Source organism: Sphingobacterium sp. MYb388, from assembly GCF_037479535.1.
In the GTDB taxonomy this organism is placed as follows: domain Bacteria; phylum Bacteroidota; class Bacteroidia; order Sphingobacteriales; family Sphingobacteriaceae; genus Sphingobacterium; species Sphingobacterium anhuiense.
Genome location: NZ_JBBGYV010000014.1, coordinates 27,158 through 50,080 on the forward strand (window position 1 = coordinate 27,158; position 22,923 = coordinate 50,080).

The 22,923-nt window shown below is 34.8% G+C and carries 19 protein-coding genes and 3 tRNA genes; 11 read left to right on the forward strand and 11 right to left on the reverse strand.

The features are described from left to right. Positions 1–2: 2 nt before the first annotated feature. Positions 3–686, forward strand: coding sequence for a metal-dependent hydrolase (locus tag WH188_RS25380; RefSeq protein WP_132772054.1), 684 nt, complete (start codon positions 3–5; stop codon positions 684–686). A gap of 32 nt (positions 687–718) precedes the next feature. Here WH188_RS25380 and WH188_RS25385 read toward each other — a convergent pair whose 3' ends face one another. The 3 genes from WH188_RS25385 to WH188_RS25395 all read right to left on the reverse strand — a co-directional run bounded on the left by WH188_RS25385 (position 719) and on the right by WH188_RS25395 (position 4,498). After that, a complete protein-coding gene (locus tag WH188_RS25385; RefSeq protein ID WP_021188686.1) occupies positions 719–1,537 on the reverse strand; it encodes a UDP-2,3-diacylglucosamine diphosphatase in 819 nt (272 codons plus the stop codon). A gap of 132 nt (positions 1,538–1,669) precedes the next feature. Further along, positions 1,670–2,524: an N-acetylglucosamine kinase gene (locus tag WH188_RS25390; protein ID WP_021188685.1), complete on the reverse strand. Its 855-nt coding sequence runs from the start codon at positions 2,522–2,524 to the stop codon at positions 1,670–1,672. A gap of 246 nt (positions 2,525–2,770) precedes the next feature. Continuing rightward, positions 2,771–4,498 carry an MFS transporter gene (locus tag WH188_RS25395; protein ID WP_132772053.1) on the reverse strand — a complete coding sequence of 576 codons (1,728 nt, stop codon included), beginning with the start codon at positions 4,496–4,498 and terminating at the stop codon, positions 2,771–2,773. Positions 4,499–4,830: 332 nt separating this feature from the next. On the opposite strand from WH188_RS25395, the gene rho reads away from it, so the two are divergent. Together rho and WH188_RS25405 are read left to right on the forward strand one after the other, a co-directional pair. After that, complete coding sequence (gene rho, locus WH188_RS25400) at positions 4,831–6,312, forward strand: transcription termination factor Rho (RefSeq protein WP_021188684.1); 1,482 nt, start codon at positions 4,831–4,833, stop codon at positions 6,310–6,312. Positions 6,313–6,380: 68 nt separating this feature from the next. After that, entirely contained in the window at positions 6,381–7,058 is a 678-nt protein-coding gene (locus WH188_RS25405) for a CDP-alcohol phosphatidyltransferase family protein (RefSeq protein ID WP_168128467.1), read from the forward strand. A 3-nt stretch (positions 7,059–7,061) separates the two neighbouring features. Here WH188_RS25405 and WH188_RS25410 read toward each other — a convergent pair whose 3' ends face one another. Both WH188_RS25410 and folK read right to left on the reverse strand, forming a co-directional pair. Further along, the gene (locus WH188_RS25410; RefSeq protein WP_237682893.1) at positions 7,062–7,409 is read right to left on the reverse strand and encodes an Hpt domain-containing protein; all 348 of its coding nucleotides are present in this window, start codon (positions 7,407–7,409) and stop codon (positions 7,062–7,064) included. Continuing rightward, on the reverse strand, positions 7,402–7,893 hold the full coding sequence (gene folK, locus WH188_RS25415; RefSeq protein ID WP_168128468.1) for a 2-amino-4-hydroxy-6-hydroxymethyldihydropteridine diphosphokinase: 492 nt from the start codon (positions 7,891–7,893) through the stop codon (positions 7,402–7,404). The genes WH188_RS25410 and folK overlap by 8 nt, the downstream gene beginning before the upstream one ends. A 111-nt stretch (positions 7,894–8,004) precedes the next feature. On the opposite strand from folK, the gene sppA reads away from it, so the two are divergent. Both sppA and WH188_RS25425 read left to right on the forward strand, forming a co-directional pair. Continuing rightward, positions 8,005–9,768: a signal peptide peptidase SppA gene (gene sppA / locus WH188_RS25420; protein WP_168128469.1), complete on the forward strand. Its 1,764-nt coding sequence runs from the start codon at positions 8,005–8,007 to the stop codon at positions 9,766–9,768. 114 nt (positions 9,769–9,882) lie between these two features. Beyond that, on the forward strand, positions 9,883–11,073 hold the full coding sequence (locus WH188_RS25425; RefSeq protein WP_021188681.1) for a phosphoglycerate kinase: 1,191 nt from the start codon (positions 9,883–9,885) through the stop codon (positions 11,071–11,073). A 60-nt stretch (positions 11,074–11,133) separates the two neighbouring features. Here WH188_RS25425 and WH188_RS25430 read toward each other — a convergent pair whose 3' ends face one another. Next, positions 11,134–13,947: a DUF2268 domain-containing protein gene (locus WH188_RS25430; protein WP_168128470.1), complete on the reverse strand. Its 2,814-nt coding sequence runs from the start codon at positions 13,945–13,947 to the stop codon at positions 11,134–11,136. Positions 13,948–14,503: 556 nt separating this feature from the next. Here WH188_RS25430 and mgtE point away from each other — a divergent pair. From mgtE to WH188_RS25445, 3 genes are all read left to right on the forward strand, one after another. Further along, a complete protein-coding gene (mgtE, locus tag WH188_RS25435) occupies positions 14,504–15,886 on the forward strand; it encodes a magnesium transporter (RefSeq protein ID WP_132772046.1) in 1,383 nt (460 codons plus the stop codon). 133 nt (positions 15,887–16,019) lie between these two features. Further along, positions 16,020–16,093 (forward strand) — tRNA-Asn (locus WH188_RS25440). 121 nt (positions 16,094–16,214) lie between these two features. Further along, a tRNA-Asn gene (locus WH188_RS25445) sits at positions 16,215–16,288 on the forward strand. A gap of 39 nt (positions 16,289–16,327) precedes the next feature. On the opposite strand, the gene WH188_RS25450 is transcribed toward WH188_RS25445, so the two are convergent. Next, entirely contained in the window at positions 16,328–17,908 is a 1,581-nt protein-coding gene (locus tag WH188_RS25450) for a S41 family peptidase (protein ID WP_168128471.1), read from the reverse strand. 209 nt (positions 17,909–18,117) lie between these two features. Here WH188_RS25450 and WH188_RS25455 point away from each other — a divergent pair. Both WH188_RS25455 and WH188_RS25460 read left to right on the forward strand, forming a co-directional pair. Next, positions 18,118–18,191, forward strand: a tRNA-Asn gene (locus WH188_RS25455). A gap of 62 nt (positions 18,192–18,253) precedes the next feature. Beyond that, the gene (locus WH188_RS25460) at positions 18,254–19,168 is read left to right on the forward strand and encodes a PfkB family carbohydrate kinase (RefSeq protein ID WP_031288945.1); all 915 of its coding nucleotides are present in this window, start codon (positions 18,254–18,256) and stop codon (positions 19,166–19,168) included. On the opposite strand, the gene WH188_RS25465 is transcribed toward WH188_RS25460, so the two are convergent. From WH188_RS25465 to murB, 3 genes are all read right to left on the reverse strand, one after another. Further along, complete coding sequence (locus tag WH188_RS25465) at positions 19,169–19,414, reverse strand: cytochrome b5 domain-containing protein (protein WP_021191075.1); 246 nt, start codon at positions 19,412–19,414, stop codon at positions 19,169–19,171. A gap of 20 nt (positions 19,415–19,434) precedes the next feature. Next, a complete protein-coding gene (locus tag WH188_RS25470) occupies positions 19,435–19,947 on the reverse strand; it encodes an RNA polymerase sigma factor (protein ID WP_021191074.1) in 513 nt (170 codons plus the stop codon). A gap of 264 nt (positions 19,948–20,211) precedes the next feature. Beyond that, positions 20,212–21,228: a UDP-N-acetylmuramate dehydrogenase gene (gene murB / locus WH188_RS25475; protein ID WP_168128472.1), complete on the reverse strand. Its 1,017-nt coding sequence runs from the start codon at positions 21,226–21,228 to the stop codon at positions 20,212–20,214. A gap of 104 nt (positions 21,229–21,332) precedes the next feature. Between murB and WH188_RS25480 the strand changes: the two genes are divergently transcribed. Continuing rightward, a complete protein-coding gene (locus WH188_RS25480) occupies positions 21,333–21,938 on the forward strand; it encodes a TetR/AcrR family transcriptional regulator (protein WP_021191073.1) in 606 nt (201 codons plus the stop codon). Position 21,939: 1 nt separating this feature from the next. Here the strand turns inward: WH188_RS25480 and WH188_RS25485 are convergent, their stop codons facing one another. Continuing rightward, positions 21,940–22,920, reverse strand: coding sequence for a YpdA family putative bacillithiol disulfide reductase (locus tag WH188_RS25485; protein WP_132772041.1), 981 nt, complete (start codon positions 22,918–22,920; stop codon positions 21,940–21,942). Between the last annotated feature and the right edge of the window lie 3 nt (positions 22,921–22,923).

Here is a 22,923-nt window from a genome sequence, read left to right on the forward strand (position 1 = left end):
TTATGAAAGCGACATATTACGGACAATCTTGTGTTATGTTCAATTTTGATGGACACGAGGTATTAATGGATCCTTTTATCACTTATAATCCCTTGGCAAAGGGTGTAGACGTTAATGCTCTATTACCAGAATATATTTTTTTAAGTCACGGTCATCAGGATCACGTGGCAGATATGGCACAGATTCAAAAAAATAGCCAAGCAACTGTTGCAGCTATTGTAGAGACTGCAGCATGGGTTAGGAAACAAGGAGTTCCGGATGAAAAAGTAATTGAGTTCAATTTAGGAGGTACTATTGTCACTTCTTTTGGGACTGTGAAGATGGTATATGCTATGCATACAAATAGCACTCCTGACGGACAATATGGTGGATTTCCTGTTGGTTTCATTCTGCATTCTGGTAACAAGAAAATTTATTTTGCAGGAGATACAGCGCTTACAATGGAAATGAAGCTTTTGGCAGATCTTGAATTGGATTGGGCATTTTTACCTATCGGTGGACATTATACCATGGATGTTGATGATGCGGTAAAGGCGGCAGAATTTATTAATTGTGATAAAATAGTGGGTGTGCATTACGATACATTTCCCCCTATTACCATTGATAAAGTTAATGCTTCTGAAAAATTCGCAAATTATGGTAAGACACTATACTTACCTGCAATTGGTGAATCAATTGAATTATAACAAATAAGGGGGATGCAAATCCCCCTTATTTGTTATATCGTTACCAGATTTTTTAGATCTTCTAAGGTGAATAGTGGTGTTTCTGTCAGCTTGTTTTTGAGAATGGATTCTTTATAATCTTCGTAATGAAATAATCGCCATTCGCCGTTATGATATTCTAAACTGCTTAAGTTTTCAACCCAATCACCTGAGTTCATGTAAGTCACTGTTCCTTTCCGGGTAATGACTTCTTTGATTTGTGGTTGATGGATGTGTCCACAAATCACATAGTCGTAATTTTTTTCAATAGCTAGTTCAGTGGCTGTTTCTTCAAAATCAGAAATGTATTTGACAGCTTTTTTAACACTGTTTTTTATTTTTTTTGATAATGAATATTTCTCACGCCCCATTTTAAGCAAGATCCAATTGATAATATGGTTTAATTGGATCAGTTTATCGTATCCCCAACCGCCTAATTTTGCTAACCATTTTGAATGATGGATGGAGGCATCAAATACGTCACCATGGAATATCCATGCTTTCTTATTGTTAAGGGATAGTAAGAGTTTGTTGGTTAATTTGATATTGCCAAGTTTTAAATCTGCAAATTTTCGGAGCATTTCATCATGATTACCGGTGATGTAATGCACTTCGGTGCCATTGGCGCTGAGATCGATTATTTTTTTGATAACATGTAAATGCTCGGATGGGAAATAGCTTTTTTTGAATTGCCAAATATCGATTATATCGCCATTTAAAATCAGCATTTTTGGTGCGATCGACTCTAAATAATAGAGTAACTCTTTTGCGTGACTTCCATGTGTTCCGAGATGAATGTCTGATAATACTACGATATCGAGATTTCTTTTCATAACTTCCGTTTTTCAAAAGACGCATTTTATTATGATCTGTATATAAATGCTTTGTTATGAAATTATTAAAAATATAAAGGGTGAAGATACGATCTTCACCCTTTATATTTTTAATACTAAAATAGCTTGAAACTATTTTGACGCTCTATTGATGTGGAATTGAACTAAATCATCGATAGGGGAACGTAATATTTTGCCAACTTTCATGCCGTACTGTACTGCTTTTTCCTCCAAAACATTACGGAAATTATAGCCTACAGAACCGATACAGTTGAATGTATATTCTTGGTAGTTTGGATATTTACTAACTAAGTTTTTGAAAAATGCTTCGAAAGCATCATCTACAATAGCACGTGTATATTCAATATTCACATTGTTGTCGTAAACAAATTTGCTGAAACTTGCGCAGAAACGGTTCGCTAATGGCTTTGTGTAAACGGTATCCATGATTTCATCTGGAGTGATCTTGTAGGTGTCGTAAAATACTTTACGAACATCTTGAGGCATTAAATCACGGATGTAATCTGTTAATAATTTTTTACCGATATAACTTCCGCTACCTTCATCACCTAAGATGTAAGCACATGAGTCGATGTTATAGGTAATGTCATTTCCATCATAAATACAAGAATTGGTACCCGTTCCTAGAATGGCTGCAAAACCTGATTCAGTACCTAATAAAGCTCTTGCGGCAGCTAATAAATCGTGACCAACCTCAACTTGAGCTTGTTGGAAAACTTCTTGGATAGCTTTAATAACGATTTCTGCTTTTTCTTTATTATGAACGCCTGCACCGTAATAGTTAACCTCTTTAATTTCATCAAAAGGTAAATCATTTGGTAAGCCTTTTCTTAAAGAGTTAACGATGTATTCGCTATCTACAAAATATGGGTTATACCCTTCTGTATTGAAGTAAATTTTTTTGTTTGAATCATCCAACAAACACCAGTTTGTTTTCGTTGACCCGCCGTCAGCAATAATAATCATTATTGAGTAGTTTTAATTGAGTTTTTTCGTTTTAAAATTGGATCATTTGAATCCGATTTTCGAAAATACATTTTTTTATTTATAATTTATGTATGATCAAAGCACTAAAATGAAAAATTATTTCATTTACTTTATAGCAATTTGAAAAAAAAGGCCTTAAAATTGTATTTAAGGCCTTTTTTTTAAGATGCTATTAAATTGATTTAATAGTGTATTTTTTACAATTAGTTAGCTTTATCAATAAGCTTAATGTGATCCCTCTGCTTCGACATCATCAATATTAATTCCTTGTTTTTTGAGTACTGATTTTACTGCTATTGCAAAGAATACAATGTAGGCAAAACCTAACAATGGAAGTAGGTAAGAGTTGTGGATACCTATGATATCAGCTAATTTTCCTTGGATAGGGGGAATAACACCACCGCCTAAGATCATCATGACTAAGAATGCTGATCCTTGTGCTGTATATTTTCCAAGTCCTACGATTGAAAGGCTGAAGATTGATGACCACATGATGGAACAAGCTAATCCTCCTGCTAAGAAAGAGTAAATAGCTACTGTACCTGAAGATAATAAACCAACAGTCATAGCGATAATTCCGAATAGACCGAAAACGATTAATGTTCTAGCAGGTTTTTCTTTACTTAGGTAAAATGCTCCGATTTGTATAAGTATACAAACAACATAATAGTATAGGTGTGACATTTCAAAGCCCGCCATTGCATTAACGCCGATAATAATAGAAAATGCGACAAGTGGAACAATGATAAGTAATATGTTTTTAGTTGTTTTAGTTAGGTTGAACGCTGTAATCGCTCCAGCCCAACGACCAATCATCATACTACCCCAATACATAGAAACGTAAGGCGTAATTTGCGATGATTGTAGGCTTCCAAATTCTTTTAATGTAAGTAGTTCGCCTAAGTTACTTCCTATGGCTACTTCAACTCCAACGTATAAAAATAGGGCAATCATACCCAATACTAATTGAGGGTATCTCATAGCTCCCCATCCTTCTGGGTTTTTCTGCGCTTTTACATTTGCAAAAATCAATCCACCAACAACAACAATCAGTGCACCTGCTAACCACAGCATACGTTGTATTTCAAGTGGGTGAGCAATCTCTTTAATCTGAAGTTTTAATTGCTCAATACTTGCTGGATCAACTAAAGATTTTAATTGCGCCTGTAATTGATCTACCTGAATTGCTACTTCACTTTTGTAACTTAAAAATACAGGAGCGAACATGGCAAAAAGCAAGATGGTCATGATAACCAGAGTATTAAGGGCTTTATTAGCTTTTTCCATGGGTTCATTGCTTATTCCTGCAGGCACCTTTTTACTGAAGTAAAACAAACTTGCTGCTAGTAGGAACAATAAACCAACACCTATATATAGGAAAACGACTTTGTCTAAAGGTAAATTAGCAATTTCGGAATCGGATATTTTCTCAAATGTTCCGAATAACGCAAAACCGATAACTAAGGGTCCTATTGTTGTTCCGAAAGAATTGATACCACCGCCTAAATTGACACGTGAAGCACCAGTTTTGGGATCTCCTAATAAAACTGCAAATGGATTTGCAGCGGTCTGTTGTAATGAAAAACCTAAGGCAACGGTGAAAAGTCCAAGTAACATACCGATGTATACATTTACTTCTACTGCCACGATCATTGCTCCCGCACCTAATGCTGAGAATAATAGACCATAGACAATACTTTTTTTATAGCCCCATTTACCAACTAAATCTTTTCCTGAAAATGTGCTGAAAATAAAAAGTAATAATGCACCAAGATAATAAGCGGTGTAAAATGCAAAATCAATCAATTGTGACTGAAATTGGTCTAAGTGAAAGTAGTTTTTACAAAAGGGAATAAATACGCTATTTCCTGCTGCAATAAAACCCCAAAAGAAAAATACAATTATTAATGTATATAAGGCGGGATAATTTGTTTTAATGAGTTTATTTTCCATCTAAATCGTTTGCTTTGTTTTTTTTGCACCGCTAACTTACAAAAAAATATATCATATTTAAATATAATATTGTTGTTAATAACTACGTTTGATTTTTTAGTAAAACGTTTTAACAAGATATGATTTGTTATAAGTATGTTTTTTTTTACAAATAATTTTGAATTGTCAGATTTGTTTTTTTTCTTTGTGCAGGTTCTCATAATTTATTCCGCTTCAGGTATAGAAGAAATCACTTAGTTCTTAAATCCCTTTGTTTGTTAATCAAAATGATTAATGGAGTGTAATAAATTTCATTTTAAAATAAAATCCTAATATATCATAATAAAAATTTAATGGATATTAATGAATTAAATGCAAAACTCGTGTCTGAATTACGCGAAATTGCAAAATTAATAGGTATCGGTGACGCTGATAAGCTTAGAAAGCAAGAGTTAATTGAAAAAATAATCAGCACTGGTGATGAGTCCGAAAATACTTCTGAAAAAAAGGAAGAAAATCATGATGAGTCAACGGAGAGACCTCGAAAAAGAATAAGAACCGCAAAAGCGTCTGAGCCGGTTACTATCCGTAAAAAAGAAAATGAAGAAACAGATTCAGCTAGCGAAGTAGCAATCTCAGAATCTGAAGAAAATATAAAAGCAGCTCCCGCAATTAAGTCAGCACCTCCAAAAGTAGAAACAGCTTCATCAAATGCAGATTTTGACAATGTTATTGTCAATGAAGGTGTGTTGGAAATTATGCCTGATGGATATGGTTTTTTACGTTCTTCTGACTATAATTATCTTACATCTCCAGATGATATTTACGTTTCTCAGTCGCAAATCAAATTATTTGGTTTGAAAACTGGTGATACAGTCAGGGGTAGCATTAGACCTCCAAAAGAAGGTGAGAAATATTTTCCATTGGTACGTGTAGAAGCGATCAATGGTCAAAATCCTGCTGAAATTCGTGACCGAGTTCCTTTTGATTTCTTAACGCCATTATTCCCTAATGAACGTTTGAATTTGGATTTGGGTACAAGCAACTATTCGACTCGTATCATGGATTTGTTCACTCCTATAGGTAAAGGACAACGTGGTCTTATTGTAGCTCAACCTAAAACAGGTAAAACCAATTTGTTGAAAGAGGTTGCAAATGCTATCGCTAAAAACCATCCTGAAGTTTATTTGATTATCTTATTAATCGATGAGAGACCTGAGGAGGTGACAGATATGGCAAGAAGTGTACGTGCTGAAGTGGTTTCATCTACTTTTGATGAACCTGCAGAGCGTCATGTAAAAATTGCAAATATTGTTTTAGAGAAAGCAAAACGTATGGTCGAGTGTGGTCATGATGTCGTGATCTTGCTAGATTCAATTACACGTTTGGCTCGTGCTTATAATACAGTTGCCCCTGCATCTGGTAAAATATTATCAGGTGGTGTGGATGCAAATGCTTTACATAAACCAAAACGTTTCTTCGGTGCTGCCCGTAATATCGAGCACGGAGGTTCTTTAACTATTTTAGCAACAGCTCTTACAGAGACTGGTTCTAAAATGGATGAGGTTATTTTTGAAGAGTTTAAAGGTACTGGTAACATGGAGTTACAGTTGGATCGTAAATTGGCGAACAAACGTATTTTCCCTGCTATCGATTTGACAGCTTCAAGTACGCGTCGTGATGATTTATTAATGGATAAAGAATCGATTCGTCGTCTTTGGATATTACGTAATCACTTGGCGGATATGAATTCTAATGAGGCAATGGAGTTTTTATTAGCGCAAATGCGTGGTACTAAGTCTAATGAAGAGTTTTTGATTAGCATGAATGGGTAATTCCATTTGATTTTAATAATTTAGCCATCATTTATAAAAAATGATGGCTTTTTATTTATATTGAAAATATGAAAAAACATATTCCTAATACCATAACCTGTTTGAATCTATTTAGTGGATGTATCGGGGTGTTAATGGCACTTAAAGGTGATTATATGACAACAGCTTATTGTGTATTGGCTTCTGGTATATTTGATTTCTTCGATGGTATGGTAGCACGGCTTTTACATGTCAAATCCAACATCGGTAAGGAATTAGATTCACTGGCTGATATGGTTAGTTTTGGTTTCTTGCCAGGTGCTATCCTTTATATGTTATTGTCTGAGGTTTTTATTGAGCAACCCTTGTTTGCTTATTTAGGTTTTGTGGTAACCGTGTTTTCAGCGCTTCGATTGGCAAAATTTAATCTGGATGAACGCCAAACGACTGATTTTATAGGGTTAAATACACCTATGAATACTTTTTATGTCTTATCACTGCCTTTTATTGCTGAAAAATATCCAGATATTATATTAAATCCCTTCTTTCTCTTGATCAGCACTGCACTAACAAGTTTTTTATTGGTAAGTGAGATTAGATTGTTTTCTATGAAGCTATCGTCATTGGCTTTGTCTGAAAATAAATATAAATTTATTTTTGTGATTTTAGCGGTTGTCTTATTTGCTATTTTTCAATTCGTGGCATTGCCAATTATTTTATTAAGCTATATCTTGCTTTCACTGTTACATTTTCAACGTTTGAAATAAAGATTAAATCGATTTTTCATACTGCTCTAATTCTGTAAATAATTCATCGAATTGTATTTTTAATAGGGAGCATTCCGATTCAATGTGATTGATGTCAGCGGTTTCTTTTGCTAATGATTCTATAAGCTGCAGTTGCTCTTTTAAATGTGGTGCTCCAATGTATTCCATAGTAGGTTTGATATGGTGTGCCGCATTATTAATCTCTTGATAGTCTTTCGCTGTTATTGCTGCTGTTAATTTTTCAAAATCTAAAGGAGTTTGTGTTCGGTAAAGGGCGATAAACTCTTTTATCATGTCCTCATTATTAAACATACTTTGCTTGATAATATCTGGTTTTATGTGTTTATACATTTTTTTTGTAGATGTTTACGTCTAAGGGATCTGTGCATATTGCTAAGAGTTCCTTATTACTCTTTTTTAAAATCGGGTGTATATATTCTGGAGCGATCTGGACTAATGGTATTAGTGTAAATTTACGATCCTGTATATAGGGATGTGGAATTTGGAGGTTAGGCAAGTTAATCTGCTCATTTTCGTAATATAAAATGTCAATATCGATCACACGTGCTCCCCATTTTTCTGAACGAACTCTCCCTAATTGATTTTCTATACTTTGACAGATTTCAAGCGCCTCTATTGGGTTAAGAAATGTTTTGACTTCAATTACTTGGTTTAAGAAATTGGGTTGATCTTCTACCCCCCAAGCTTCGGTTTCGACAATAGCTGAAACTTTTGCAATGTTGCCCAAGGAATCCTCCAGAGCGCTTAATGCGCTGTTTAATTGCATTAAACGATCACCCAGGTTTGCTCCTAATAAAATGTAGATGCTTTTCACCTTATAAATATAGAATTTTAGTTAATTAAATAAAAGATTTAAAAATTTATTTGTAACATTTGTACTAAATTGGCAACTAATAAATCAATTGAACTTTAGATTATTCATTTTATGAAATCATTTTTTAAGTATGTACTTGCTACTGTCACGGGAATTGTGATATCATCGGTAGTTTTATTTATTATAATGTTAGGTATTATCGGCGCGTTAGTAACTTCTGCATCTTCGGAAAAAGAAGTAATGGTTAAGGATAATTCAATATTGTATCTTTCTTTTAATCATGAGATTACAGAGCGTTCCATAGATAATCCTTTTGGTTCCTTGGATATTCCTGGTTATAATTTGAAAAATCTTGGTCTTGATGATATTCTGTTGAGAATAAGAACAGCTAAAGAAGATAGTAAGATTAAAGGGATCTTTATGGATGCAAGTACAATTGCTACTGGATTTGCTAGTCTTAAAGAGATTAGAGATGCTTTGTTAGACTTTAAGTCATCGGGTAAATTTATTGTGGCTTACAACGAGGGTTATTCTCAAAAAGCTTATTATGTCGCTAGTGTTGCAGATAAGGTGTATGTGAATCCAGAAGGAACTGTTGATTTTAAAGGATTGGCAAGCTCCACCATGTTTATGAAAGATGCTTTTGATAAATTTGGTGTGGATATGCAGGTTGTAAAAGTGGGAACTTTTAAAAGTGCTGTTGAACCTTATTTCTTAAACCAAATGAGTGAGGCGAACCGTTTACAGGTTAATTCTTATTTGGGAAGTATCTATGATTCATTTATTCAGGAAATTTCAACTTCAAGAAAAATGTCTGCCGACTCATTAAGGAGTATAGCTACAGATTATTTGGTTCGTAACGCTGATGATGCTGTAAGGTATAAATTGGCTGATGCTAAATTGTATAAAGATGAGCTGATTTTAGAATTAAAGAAAAGATTGAACGTAGCAACAAAAGATGATCTCTCTGTTGTATCCCTAATTGACTATAAATCGAAGATGCCGAGTGGTTCTGAATCTAATCAGGTTGCTGTTTTGTATGCTGAAGGTGCTATTGTAGGAGGAGAGGGGACTAAAGGTGAGATTGGATCCGATAAAATTTCACGTGAGCTACGTTTGTTAAGACAAGATGATAATGTGAAAGCAGTTGTTTTCCGTGTTAATTCTCCTGGAGGTTCTGCTTTAGCATCTGATGTTATATGGAGAGAGGTTGAGTTGACAAAGCAAGTAAAACCGATCATAGTTTCTATGGGGGATTATGCGGCTTCGGGCGGTTACTATATTTCGGCGGCAGCAGATTCAATCTTTGCTGAGAATAATACGATTACAGGTTCAATCGGGGTGTTTGGGGTTATTCCAAATTTTAAGAATTTATTGAATAATAAAATAGGTGTTCATTTTGATGGTGTGAAAACTGGTAAATTCTCTGATTTAGGTATGGTTCCGGATCGTCCTTTAACTGCTGAAGAACGCGATATCATCCAGATGGAGGTTAATCGTGTTTATCAAACGTTTATGAAGCGTGTGTCTGATGGTCGTAAAATAACGGTTGCTCAGGTTGATACTATTGGTCAAGGCCGTGTGTGGACTGGTAAACAGGCTGTAGAGATTGGATTGGTAGATCGTATAGGTGGTATTGATGATGCTATTAAAGCAGCAGCAAAGAAAGCAAAAATAGGACAATATGCAGTTAAGCAATATCCTGCCAAAGAGGATGCAATTTCAACTTTTTTAAATTCGTCTAAGGAAAAGGTTCAAATATGGATGGCACAACAGCAAATGGGAGAATTCTATAATTACTTTGATGTGATCAAAAAAGTTTCTGGACAATCTGGTATTATGGCGAAATTGCCGTATTCGATTGAAATACATTAATTATTTTTCATTTTATCAAAAAAAGCCTTTTATTATTCGGATAGTAAAAGGCTTTTTTTATATTTAGCTGTCCATTTGAATAGGTGGGTAAATACTTCATAATAAATAATAGAGATGAAAACAGTTGACAACTTAAACTTCGCTGACAAAAAAGCGCTAATACGTGTAGATTTTAATGTTCCTTTGGATGACAATTTTAATATTACAGATGATAATAGAATTCAAGGTGCGACACCCACGATTAAAAAAATATTAAATGATGGTGGATCTGTTATCTTGATGTCACACTTAGGTAGACCAAAAGATGGGCCTACAGATAAATATTCACTAAAGCACATTGTTTCACATTTATCTGGAGTGTTAGGGGTTGATGTTCAGTTTGCTGCTGATTGTATTGGTGAAGATGCGGTTGAAAAAGCAAAAAATTTGAAACCAGGTCAAGTTTTACTTTTGGAGAATCTTCGTTTTTACAAAGAGGAAGAAAAAGGTGATGTTGCATTTGCAGAGAAATTATCAAAATTGGGTGATGTGTATGTCAATGATGCTTTTGGTACAGCTCACCGTGCTCATGCTTCTACTGCTGTTATTGCTCAATTTTTCCCTGATGCGAAATATTTTGGGTATCTAATGGCTGCAGAAATTGGTAATGCAGAAAAAGTGTTGAATAAGGCTGAACGTCCATTTACTGCTATCATGGGAGGGGCGAAGGTTTCTGATAAATTAGAATTAATCGAAGCTTTATTGGATCGTGTTGATAACCTGATTATAGGCGGAGGTATGGCTTATACTTTTATTAAAGCTCGTGGTGGAGAGATCGGTAAGTCATTAGTTGAGTTAGATAAGTTGGACTTGGCAACAGAATTGGTTAAGAAAGCAGCGGCAAAAGGCGTTAACCTGGTATTACCGACTGATGCTCAAATTGCGGATAAATTTTCAAATGATGCAACTGTTTATGATGGACCAAATGATCAGATCCCTGCGGAATTGGAAGGATTGGATATTGGTAAAGAATCTGGAGAAGCGTTTGCAAAAATAATTGAATCGTCTAAAACTATTCTTTGGAATGGTCCTATGGGGGTTTTTGAATTTGATACCTTTGCTAAAGGTACAAAAGCTGTTGCCGATGCGGTGGTCAATGCAACTGAAAAAGGTGCATTTTCATTGATCGGTGGTGGTGATTCTGCAGCTGCAGTTTCTAAATTTGGAATGACTGAACAGGTAAGTTATGTATCCACTGGTGGCGGTGCTTTGTTAGAATATATGGAAGGTAAAGTTTTACCTGGCGTAAAGGCTATCGAAGGGTAATAACTTTGAAATATAAAACAGGAAAAGGCATCGTTAGATGCCTTTTCCTGTTTTAAGATTTTAGTAGGTATAATTTAAACTAACGGTTGGTACAACTCTTTGTGTAGCGGTAACATCGTTGATATAAGTGAGTTTAAGAGCGGCTTCAAAATTGGGTAATGGGTATCTGAAAGCATTAAAATCTGCTGATACAGAAAGACCGAAAGTTTTTGGACTCATGTCGGACTGGTGATGGATATTTTGATAGTCGGCAAATACCCCTCCCTTAATTCGTTTGATGTACGTTATGCCTCCAACTGCCCAATCTGGATAGCTGATCGGGAATCTGTAGTTTAGTAATAAGGTGTTTTTAATTTTCTCGTACTTATAGTACCCGTAGCCGCTAATTGTTGGTATATCGTTGCTGTATTGATAGCGGCCTGATGCTTTTTGATAACTAAATCTAATTTGAAATCCATGATTACTGACAAATCCAGGAATATAGAATCCACTTCGAATGGAGAAAAGATTTCCTTCTTGATCTTCGAATGGAAGGTGGCGATAAGTCATACTAAAGTTTTGTCCCCATCGAGGTGTGATATCCATTTTTGACATCATGGCGTTTCTATTCCAATAAATTTGATAAGTTAACGGGAACAATACCTTTGAGTCGAAGTTTTTAAGGTTTTTAATACTTGTGTTGTATCGTTGAAGGTATGATGTCGCAAAATTGAAACCTAAGCTATAGACATAATTGCTTTTATAGTAAGCCAATGGAATGGAGATCTGACCACTTATATCATGCTCTCTCCAATCGAAATTGATCGTGCTATCAGATTTACTATTGATTTTTGCTGTTCCTATCTGTCCTTTGTTTTCATATTTAAGTGTGAATTTGGGAAAATATTTATTGTAATTTAAGGTTGCAGAGTAAATAGATTTTTTAATATCGGTATCGTATTCGTAACCGAGTACAAATTGTGTTGTATTTAGAATATTGTTGGAAAGCCAGAATACACCTGGTTTGAAGTTGTCTAAGCTTTCGAAATTGGTGTTGCTAAGGGAAAGGCTGTGAAAATTAAATGTTCTAGATAGGCCTTTATAAGGACTTACATTGTAATCTGAAACACTTTCTGTGATGCTATCAATTTTGTTTTTTAAATTGTTACTAATAGTTTTTATGCTATATGAGTTCTTAAGAACTGTATCGGTGTCATTAAATGTTATTTTGGATATTTTATATCCATTGTACTGGTAATTATTAAAGAGAATTTCTTTTTTATTGACATCATAAGAGGGGTTGAAAGCTCCGAAAGTGGTATTTGTAAGCTTCGTTAATGCTTTTGATAGTTTATTATATTGATATAAATTATCGACACCTGAATATTGTGCTTTAAACAGAAAAAGTTGATCGTTTATGTATTGCGGTCTTTCAAATTGTTCATTGCTCCAGTCCTGAAGAAAAGTAATTTGGGAGGATTCTAATTCGATTTCTACTAAGTTTGTGCCTTTGTTTGAAATAGCAATAGCTACTATTTTTGAGCCCTCTTCATTAAATGAAGGCTGTTGAAGATAAATATCGGAAGCTATCGGAATTCTTTTTAATATTTTTTTGGTTTTAATATCGAGCAATAGAATTGCTGTCTGATTACTTAAATCCACTTCAATTGTCAGTATTTCTGCTTTGGATGGGTGTAGTATGGGATAGAAATAGCGACTTTTAAAACTAATCTGCTCTCGCTTTTTTGTTTCTAAATGGTAAAGGTTGATTACATTGTAGGATCTTTTGGTGTATCGGATATCTCTTTTAACTTCATCCCATACAATCATATTATTTCTGAAATCATAGTTTGGGACGATTTGATTTCCCAATTTTAACAATGATTCTATTTTATTGTTGTTATCTATTTTAACAATTTCAGCTGTTTTTTCTGGGGTCTGTAAAATAGATAGGGTGCTATTGTCGTGATTGTTTTTAGGCAATAACCAATCCTGGTAGTTTTTACTGGATGTTGGTTCAATTATCGGGTAGGATATCGTTGGTCTTTCATGTTCTTCTTTTTTCCATTTAATATTCAGATCATCCATCGTATGTGCAAATAGACTCGTATTATTAAATCCAGTTGTTTTTTTTAGCGACCGACTAAAATTGTAGGGCATCAATATATTTTTGTTGATGTTTTGATACAGTTCGGGTTCAAAGTTCTCCTTTACGTTTTGTTTTAAATAATTGGTCATGAAATAACCAATGGTATAATAGCTCGGTATTTTATCACGATAAGAACCTAATAAATATTTCTCGAATTTATATTTTTTATCAGTTCTTTCATTAGCTTTTAGCGTCATTTCAAAAGAGGGGAGTCGACCTCTTCCTCCTTTGGAATAAAATGTTTCTGCCCAGACTGCATCACCTTCAAAATACCAGGAAGGCAACGTTAGACCGTATATAGCAAGGGCAAGCTGTTCTAAGAACGGTGCCTTTAATTTTCCGGTCAATTTATCAAATTGAGCAACGTGTCTAAGTTCGTGCAATGCTAGATTGGAGAGCCATTCCTGATTATCTGGCTCAGGGGTTGGACTGCTGTACAGCTCCGATTTGCGTGGAGCGAGTTGGACAAAACCATTAGGACGAAGTTCGGTGTTTTGAAGAATTAAAGAAATTTTACGCGGTTTTACTTGTAAGTCTTTATGATTTATTTTTAAATACTGTGTAATTTGACTGGCAAGCGTTGAAGCCTTTTTTTTCATTTCGACCGGAAAGATCAGTTTAAATTCTTTAGTGTCAATCTGATGCCATTTTTGCGATGGAGGTGCCTGACTGTCTTCAAAGATTTGGCAAATACCTTTATGAAAAGTTAAAATCGATAGTATGAAGGAGAGTAGGTAGATTTTCATGTACTTAAGTTGCTGTTGCTAATTATTTTAGATCGATGGTTGTTTTTTTAACTTTCGAATAACTATATAGCTTGATCGTTAGGTGTTTATGTTTTGTAATTCGTTTAAATGTATTCAATAATTTGCAAATTAAATATAGGTTTTTTATTTCAATTTACTGAGTTACTTGTTCTTTATGTTGTAATGAATTGATAGTTAGTGTTGTTGTTATTTTCTTTGATTTAGATTGTCTTATTTGGAGATTTTATGAATTGGATTTAAGAAAAATAAGATCTAACTTTTTATAGATGACTGTTTTTCAGAAGGTTGTTTTTGTAGATTATTGTTGGAGACACTATCATTTATTTTTCTATAGATTAGGTGTATCGATTATGATCACGATCTTTATTTTATGATCTAATACTGCATTAGAATATGTTTTTTATTGTTTTATTACCTATTGAAAATTTCTATTTTCAATAGGTAATAAATAAATTCTTATATTATTTTTAAAAAGACGATTTTTGCATAAAATTTTAAATACACCGATGTAGCATATTAGTAAAGAAAGGGAATTATGGAAGAATTGGAAATGCAGGTAGAACAAATCGAACAGTTCATTGAGTCGAAGGATAATGAGGGGTTACAAGCATATTTAAATGAGCTAAATATTTCGGATGTAGAGGCGTTGATCGATGAGCTACCCGAATATGGCCACATATTCATCGAAACATTAAATTTGAACCGTGCGGTTAATGTATTTCGTATTTTAGATTTCCCTACGCAAGAGCGTATTTTTAAGAAGCTTTCAGGTGCAAAAATTAGTGAATTAATTAATGAGATGCCTCCGGATGACCGGACATCATTTTTCAGTGAACTGAAGGATGGTGATGTCGTAAAACAATTGATTATTTTACTGCCACCTCAGGATCGTAAAGAAGCTCTTTCTTTATTAGGTTATCCTGAAGATAGTGTGGGGCGTCTGATGACCCCAGACTATATCACTGTAAAACCACATTGGAATATCATCCGAATTCTTGAGCATATTCGCCGTTATGGTAAAAATTCGGAAACAATTGATGTGTTATATGTCATTGATGCCGCAGGTAAATTAATAGATGATATTCGTATTAAAGATGTGTTAATGGCAGATCCAAATGTTGTTGTTGGTGATCTTATTGACAATAGGCTTATTTCTCTACATGCGAATGACCCACAAGAAGAGGCTGTGAATATTTTCCGGATGAATAATCGAGTTGCTTTACCTGTTGTTGATGAGCAGGGAATAATGTTAGGTATTGTTACGATCGATGATATTCTTTGGGTGGCAAATGAAGAGTATACGGAGGATATGCAACGATTTGGGGGAACTGAAGCTTTAGATGAACCATATTTGGATGTGTCGATTGTTAATTTAGTTAAAAAACGTTCTGGGTGGTTAGTGGTCTTATTTTTCGGTCAACTGTTAACTGCGACAGTCATTGAGCATTTTGAACATCAATTGGCGAGTGCTATCATGCTCTTCGCATTGATGCCACTGATCATATCGAGCGGTGGTAACAGTGGCTCACAAGCATCTACCTTGATCATTCAAGCCATGGCATTGGGAGAGATTACGATAGGGGACTGGTGGCGTGTTATGAAGAGGGAGATCGTTTCTGGTTTTCTGCTTGGTTTAATATTAGGTATTTTAGGTTTCATCAGAATTATGACTTTTCAGGGTTTTTCTGATGCTTATGGTGAACATTGGGTTTTAGTGGGGCTTGTGGTTGGCTTTTCTTTAGTAGGAGTAGTGCTGTGGGGATCCTTAATGGGATCTATGCTTCCTTTTATTTTAAGAAAGCTTGGTGCTGATCCTGCTAGCTCTTCAGCTCCATTTGTATCGACTTTGGTTGATGTGACCGGCCTATTAATTTACTTCACATTTGCTGTTTTACTCTTGAAGGGTGTTTTGATCTAAATGAGATGAAAATTATTCTTGTTGGAAGCGAGGGAGTTGCAAAAAATGTTTTTAAAAGATTTGTAAGATTGCAATAATCTTCCGATAATTGCATCACCGAAACGGAAATGACGCTTCGGAAAATTAACCGGATTCCTGAATAGCTCAGCTGGTTAGAGCATCTGACTGTTAATCAGAGGGTCGCTGGTTCGAGCCCAGCTTCAGGAGCAAAACGATTTTAGATAGTAAAATCGTGATTCAATCGAAAGTCTAGATTGAATGTATTTAAGAGATAAGAATGCAAATTCTTAAATAACCAAAGAGCTATAGTGATATACTCTTGAATGATTCCTGAATAGCTCAGCTGGTTAGAGCATCTGACTGTTAATCAGAGGGTCGCTGGTTCGAGCCCAGCTTCAGGAGCAAATGAAAGCCTTTCCAGTTTGGAAAGGCTTTTTGCGTTTAGTGTGATTTGATTCTGTTTTCAATCATTCCTTTAAATTGAGGAGGAGAGAGCGCTTTTAATTTTTGAAGTTGGTTTGAACCCGATGCTTTACCGGAGAGCATAGATGTACTATTCGAAAAGTTTCCTGTTACGATGTAATCATATGCGGCTTTAAACGATTGTTCATTTAAATTGCCGAAAGGGTAGTAGGCGTCATCGTTACTTGATTTGTTAACGGATATACCGTTATAATAATCGCTTTCATTTGATGCATTTCGTGATTCAAACATACTGAAATAGACATCATAACCGCCGATTGTCAAGGGGAAAAAACCAATTGGTTTTCCATAGGTTTTTGCTCCCACGATTTTTACGTTTAGATGTGGTTTAAATATATTGATCAATAACTCACTTGCTGAGGCTGTATTTTCTGTTACAATAAATACAAGGGTATTGATATTTATATTACCTGTAGGGTTGAATTTGAATGTATTCCCCGAAATACTGTAATCTAAATCGGTGTATCTGACCTTAACTTTCTCGCCTTTACTGTCTGTCGTTTCAAGGCTCAAGTTCTTTAAATATTTTGTTTTATTGTTTTGCATGGTGCTGTTGAAGTTTTCAGTAAACATAACTTTCCCATTTAATGAATTTGGAGCTATTTTATTGGCAAGAAATTCGGCAGTATTGATATACCCACCTCCGTTGTAGCGCAAATCAATTATGAGATCTGTAATACCGGCGTGCTGAAATTTATTAAAGGTTGCCGTTAAATCGGCTTGGGTGTGGCTTAGTTTGGAGAAGGAATTGAAAACAAAATAGCCAACCTTTTTTGTTTTATCTAAATATATGCTGTCTTTAATGACTGATTTTGTTTGATATCTTATTTTGTTCAAAGTTATCTCAAATGGGGTACCGCTACTTTTTTTTCCTTTAATAATTGCAGATTGGCTTTCAAAAAGCGCGTTGCTTAAGGAGGGTACTTCATGATTGAAATTGGTGCCATACTTAACTCCATTGATTTCGGTGATGATATCTCCACGTTGTAATCCCGAAATTGCAGCTGGTGATCCAGGATAAGTCAATTGAACTAGGATCTTGTAATTCTGCTCGACCCCGTATAGACCTATCTTCAGACCTAAATCGTCTCCATTTCCTTCTAAATCGAGGTTTGACAATTCATTTTTTTTAATGAATGATTTACTTCCATCGTAGCTTTCTTTGTCGATGTAACTGTATTTTGTATCGTTATTATCGATTTCATTGTATTCATAGGGTTTTCCAGTAGCAGGGTTTGTACCATATCTAGTAATATTGAATAGTACTTTATTCAAGCTATTGAATTCGACGCTTCCTTTGCTAAATTGTCTCGAATTAAATACTTCATAAGTGGGTAATTGGTCGTTCCAGAAATAAATGTCCTGTGCATAGTAGAATAGTGAGTCAGCTAATCGATCTACGCGACTGACTTTTTTTTCAGATTCTGGTTCTACAACATTCTCCTTTGGCTTTTCTTCCTCTAGATTTTTTTTACTGCAACTGAACAGCATAGGAGCAAATAAAAGCAATGTGATTGTTTTTAAAAGTGGTTTATTCATGAAAATCGGTTATGTAAGAAATTTATAGTGATGGTTAAGCTATGTAATTGCCTTGTTTTCAATCGCTACAATTTGATAATCTAAATATGATGAATATTTAGATGAAAAAAAAGTAAAAAATCTTTAAAAAAGATTTGGAAATACGTTGGATTTAGCTATTTTTGTGGCATCAAAAGAGAAAGATATATAGTCATCTTTCTTATGAAGATTCCTGAATAGCTCAGCTGGTTAGAGCATCTGACTGTTAATCAGAGGGTCGCTGGTTCGAGCCCAGCTTCAGGAGCGTTAGGTGAAACCGGCTTTATAGCCGGTTTTTTTTTGTTTACAGTTATTTATTTATATACTATGAGTTTAGTAGTAATGGGCACGGTAGCATTCGACGCTATCGAAACGCCTTTTGGTAAAACAGATAAAATTGTTGGCGGAGCAGGTACTTTTGCAGCTCTTTCTGCGTCTTTTTTATATGACCAGGTGAAATTAGTAGGTGTAATCGGTGAAGATTTTGGTGATGATAACTTAAATATCATTACGAGTAAAGGTGTAAATGTAGAGGGGATTCAGATTATTGAAGGTGGAAAATCATTTTTCTGGGCAGGTAAGTATCATAATGATATGAATAGCCGTGATACAATCACTACAGAATTGAATGTATTAGCTGACTTTGATCCGATTATTCCTGAGAGCTACCAGGATTGTGAGTTCTTGCTATTAGGCAATGCTACTCCTCAGATTCAGATGACTACTTTAAATCGTCTAAAGAACAAACCTAAATTGGTTGTTTTGGATACCATGAACTTCTGGATGGATATCGCGATGGATGATTTGAAAGCGGTGTTGAAGCATGTTGATGTTTTGACAATCAACGATGGTGAAGCGCGTCAATTATCTGGTGAATATTCGTTGGTGAAAGCTGCCGCAACTATTCTTGAGATGGGACCTAAATATTTGATTATTAAAAAAGGTGAGCATGGTGCATTATTGTTTGGTGAAGGACAAATTTTCTCTGCACCAGCATTACCACTGGCAGAAGTATTTGATCCAACAGGTGCTGGTGATGCATTTGCTGGTGGCTTTATAGGATATCTGGCGAAGGTAAAAACGATTAACTTTACCAATATGAAAAATGCGGTTATCTATGGATCGGCGTTAGCATCATTCTGTGTTGAGAAATTCGGTACGGAGCGTTTGCAAACGTTAACGCAAGACGAGATTGAAGCTCGATTAAAAGCCTTTGTTGCTTTATCTAAATTTGATATTTAATTATCCGATCTTTCCTATTATAGGAAATTTTTTAAATACTTGATCTGAGTGAGGAGCTTCTGAAAGCTCCTCAGTTAGGTCTTGACCTGCCCAATGTTCGTAATGTTTTCCGGACCTCCATAATCGACTTTCTGTAACATCATATATAATGCCCTGAAAAGCAACCCATATTTCAGGCTTATCTTGCCCATTTCGTAAAGCAAGTTTTGATTTAGAATATACCGTTAACTCCTCATGATTGTCCATAGGACGAAGTTATAAAAAACTTAGTCGATAAGTTTATATGTGGATAATGATTTCTTCATTACTTTGCGGGCGATATGTATCCGGGTTTTTACAGTACCAATTGGGATTGCTAAATATTCTGAAATTTCATGGTATTTATAGCCTTCGAAATACATGCTGAATGGAACGTAGTAGTCTTCTGATAATTTTGAAAGCGCATCATGGATGTCTTCCATGACAAATTTGTTTTCACCTTGATTTTTTGATGCTGATAAGATCAAGTTTGCATTTGAAATTTCTTCTTCTTTTGTTATGAAAGAATTCGTTTTAACAATTCTGCGGTAATTGTTAATGAATGTATTTTTCATAATAGTATATAACCATCCTTTAAGATTGGTTCCTTCTCTGAAGTTGTTGAAATATGTAACAGCCTTAAGCAGAGTGTCCTGCACTAAATCGTTAGCATCTTCGTTGTCATTTGTAAACTTCTTTGCATAGTGTTTTAGAGAGTCTGACTGCTCTACCACTAACGAGTTGAATTCATACTTAGTCATATCACTGAATTTTTATTCACTTTAAAATGAATGGTTTACAAAACACTGAGTGAGAAATTGAAATGTTGATTCCTCAGCGATTTTAATACGGTTCAGTTGACTAATCGCAAATAGTATGCTAATTATTGAGAATTGATATAAATTTAATAAATATTTAACAGGAAGTTTCGTCTATAGAAATGTTATTTTGTGTAAAACGCCTAGCCAGAAGCTTTAAATGACCATTTTTATAAAGCTATTTTTAAAATATTTTTTTATTAAAAATCAAAAAATATTTACTTCACGTTCTAACTTTACATTGAATTTTTGATCAACATCGTTTATTATTTTAGACGATAATTCAAAAATTTCAGTTCCGCTTGCAGATTGTACATTTATTAGTACAAGTGCTTGATTTTTCCATACACCTGCCTGGCCGATTACTTTCCCTTTCCATCCGCATTGCTCTATTAACCAGCCTGCAGCTAACTTTACACCACCATCGGGCATGTTGTAACTGACTATATCTGGATAGAGTTCTTTTAATCCCTGATATTTATTTAATGAAATAATCGGGTTTTTAAAAAAGCTTCCAGCATTGCCTACCGTACTTGGATCAGGTAATTTTTCAACTCGAATAAAGGATACCACTTCTGCAATATCTTTTATGGTAGGATCACTTATATTTCTTTTTTTTAGTTCGGCACTTATGGCTCCATAAGAGGTATTTATTGATGGAGAAGAATTAACTTTGTAAGTAACCTCTGTAATTATATATCTTCCTTTTTGTTCTGATTTGAAAATACTATCCCGGTAAGAAAATTTGCAATCTTCATTATAGAATATTCTAAACACTCCTTCTAATGTGTCGAAAGCAATACAACTGTAAAAAATGTCCATAAGCTCGGTGCCGTATGCGCCTATGTTTTGAACTGGAGAAGCGCCCACTGTTCCAGGAATTAGAGCCATGTTTTCTAAACCACTATAATTGTTATTGACACAGAACCAAACGAGTTCATTCCATATTTCACCACCTGCAGCGGTGATAAAGATGTCGTTCTGATGCGGTTTTGCTGTAATCCCCTTAATGTTGATTTTAATGATATAACCTGCGTATGGTTGGGTAAATAAAATATTGCTTCCACTTCCCAATGTCAAGAAATCTTTTTCAAATATTCCGGCTTCATAAACGCTTAATAACTGAGTGGGTTCTGTTATTTCAATGAAATGTGAAGCAACTTCAGTAATGCCGAATGTGTTATATTTTTTTAAAGAGATATCTGACTGTATATTTATACCCATTGTTGACTAGTTTTTTCAAAAATTCAAAAAAATAAATTATCTTTATATAATAGTTAGTAAAGATAGTACAAAGCAGTTATTATGTGTAATTAATTTTTGAATTGATGGCAAATGCAGATTTAAAGAGGACAAGGATTTTAGAGGCAGCAACGCGTAGATTTGCTCATTTTGGTATGGCCAAAACAACCATGTCCGAAATTGCAACTGATCTGAACTTTTCAAAAGCACTTCTTTATTATTATTTTCCAGATAAGAATAGTCTTTATTCTGCTGTATTCGAGTATGTGATTGATAAGATGGTGCAGGATATTAGAGAGAAGATCAACACCTGTGATGATTTTGAAGAAATCATGATGTATACCATCGATAAAAGAGTTGAACTAATTAATCAATATTATAATCTTTTTGAATATACGATCAATATGGTCAAAGAACTTCCTGAAGAACTGGAACGCGTTTTCAAAGAATCTTATGTAAGGGAGGTTGATCTTTTTGCTGAAATATTAGAAATAGGTGTTGAAACTGATAAAATCGAGGTAGAGGATGTTGAAGAGACTGCCCGCATTTTATTATATTCTTTGTTTGGAATGAGAATGGGAATATTGAAAGATATGAAGAATATGCTGTTTCCGACCAAGGATGAATTTGATGTGATATTAAGTTTGCAGAAGAAGATGATGCAAATATTTTTGAGAGGTTTAAGAAAGTAAATTATTCTCTCATTTCTTTCTTCTTGATATCAGCTAAAATTTGTTTTGCGTGTATTCGTGAATTTTCAATGAACCATAAATGAGTATTTAAACCTCCGCAGACCACTCCTGCAAGATACAACCCATCAATATTTGTTTCCATACTATCAGGATCATGTTCAGGAAGACAGGGTGATTCGGAGGGAATATGAATACCGATTTTTTTAAGAAAGTTGAAATTTGGCTGATATCCTGTCAGGGCCAAAACAAAATCATTTTCTAGTATGATATCGCCTGTTGGGGTATGGACGTGCGCGTGCGAATCTGTGATCTCTTTTAATTTGCTATTATATAGTACACGTATTTCGCCGGAGGCGATTCTGTTTTCAATATCTGGTTTGACCCAATATTTTACTCTTGGACTAATTTCTTTCCCGCGAATCACGAGCGTAACGTCTGCGCCTTTTCTATAAGTCTCAAGTGCGGCATCAATTGATGAATTGCTTGCTCCAACTACAATTACTTTTTGATTGGCATAATAGTGCGGATCCTGATAATAATGTTTTACTTTTTCTAATTCCTCACCTGGAATATTAAGTAGCGTGGGGATGTCGTAAAACCCGGTAGCAATGATGACATTTTTCGAACTGTAGGTATTTTTTATCGTATTGATTTTGAAAAGATGGTGATCTTTTGTTATTTCAGTTACTTCTTCGAATAGTCGGGTATTGAGCTTAAATTTCTGCTGGATGCGGCGATAATATTCTAATGCTTCTGCTCTTTTTGGTTTAGGTAATGTGGTTACAAATGGGATGTCGCCAATTTCTAAGCGGTCGGAAGAGGAAAAGAAAGTCATATTTTGCGGATAATTATATAACGAGTTCACCAAACATCCTTTCTCCAGGATCAGGTATGTCTTGTCATTTAAAGATGCTTCTAAAGCACAGGCCAGTCCAATTGGTCCTCCGCCTACAATGATGATATCGTAATAATTATCGTGCATAGT

Bases quoted from the DNA above. Each gene is read 5' to 3' on its own strand.
- WH188_RS25425 (WP_021188681.1), top strand. From the start codon at position 9,883: ATGAAAACAGTTGACAACTTAAACTTCGCTGACAAAAAAGCGCTAATA.
- WH188_RS25380 (WP_132772054.1), top strand. From the start codon at position 3: ATGAAAGCGACATATTACGGACAATCTTGTGTTATGTTCAATTTTGAT.
- mgtE (WP_132772046.1), top strand. From the start codon at position 14,504: ATGGAAGAATTGGAAATGCAGGTAGAACAAATCGAACAGTTCATTGAG.
- WH188_RS25410 (WP_237682893.1), bottom strand. From the start codon at position 7,409: ATGTATAAACACATAAAACCAGATATTATCAAGCAAAGTATGTTTAAT.
- WH188_RS25430 (WP_168128470.1), bottom strand. From the start codon at position 13,947: ATGAAAATCTACCTACTCTCCTTCATACTATCGATTTTAACTTTTCAT.
- WH188_RS25405 (WP_168128467.1), top strand. From the start codon at position 6,381: ATGAAAAAACATATTCCTAATACCATAACCTGTTTGAATCTATTTAGT.
- WH188_RS25385 (WP_021188686.1), bottom strand. From the start codon at position 1,537: ATGAAAAGAAATCTCGATATCGTAGTATTATCAGACATTCATCTCGGA.
- WH188_RS25460 (WP_031288945.1), top strand. From the start codon at position 18,254: ATGAGTTTAGTAGTAATGGGCACGGTAGCATTCGACGCTATCGAAACG.
- murB (WP_168128472.1), bottom strand. From the start codon at position 21,228: ATGGGTATAAATATACAGTCAGATATCTCTTTAAAAAAATATAACACA.
- WH188_RS25450 (WP_168128471.1), bottom strand. From the start codon at position 17,908: ATGAATAAACCACTTTTAAAAACAATCACATTGCTTTTATTTGCTCCT.
- sppA (WP_168128469.1), top strand. From the start codon at position 8,005: ATGAAATCATTTTTTAAGTATGTACTTGCTACTGTCACGGGAATTGTG.
- WH188_RS25465 (WP_021191075.1), bottom strand. From the start codon at position 19,414: ATGGACAATCATGAGGAGTTAACGGTATATTCTAAATCAAAACTTGCT.
- WH188_RS25395 (WP_132772053.1), bottom strand. From the start codon at position 4,498: ATGGAAAATAAACTCATTAAAACAAATTATCCCGCCTTATATACATTA.
- WH188_RS25480 (WP_021191073.1), top strand. From the start codon at position 21,333: ATGGCAAATGCAGATTTAAAGAGGACAAGGATTTTAGAGGCAGCAACG.
- WH188_RS25470 (WP_021191074.1), bottom strand. From the start codon at position 19,947: ATGACTAAGTATGAATTCAACTCGTTAGTGGTAGAGCAGTCAGACTCT.
- WH188_RS25390 (WP_021188685.1), bottom strand. From the start codon at position 2,524: ATGATTATTATTGCTGACGGCGGGTCAACGAAAACAAACTGGTGTTTG.
- WH188_RS25485 (WP_132772041.1), bottom strand. From the start codon at position 22,920: ATGCACGATAATTATTACGATATCATCATTGTAGGCGGAGGACCAATT.
- rho (WP_021188684.1), top strand. From the start codon at position 4,831: ATGGATATTAATGAATTAAATGCAAAACTCGTGTCTGAATTACGCGAA.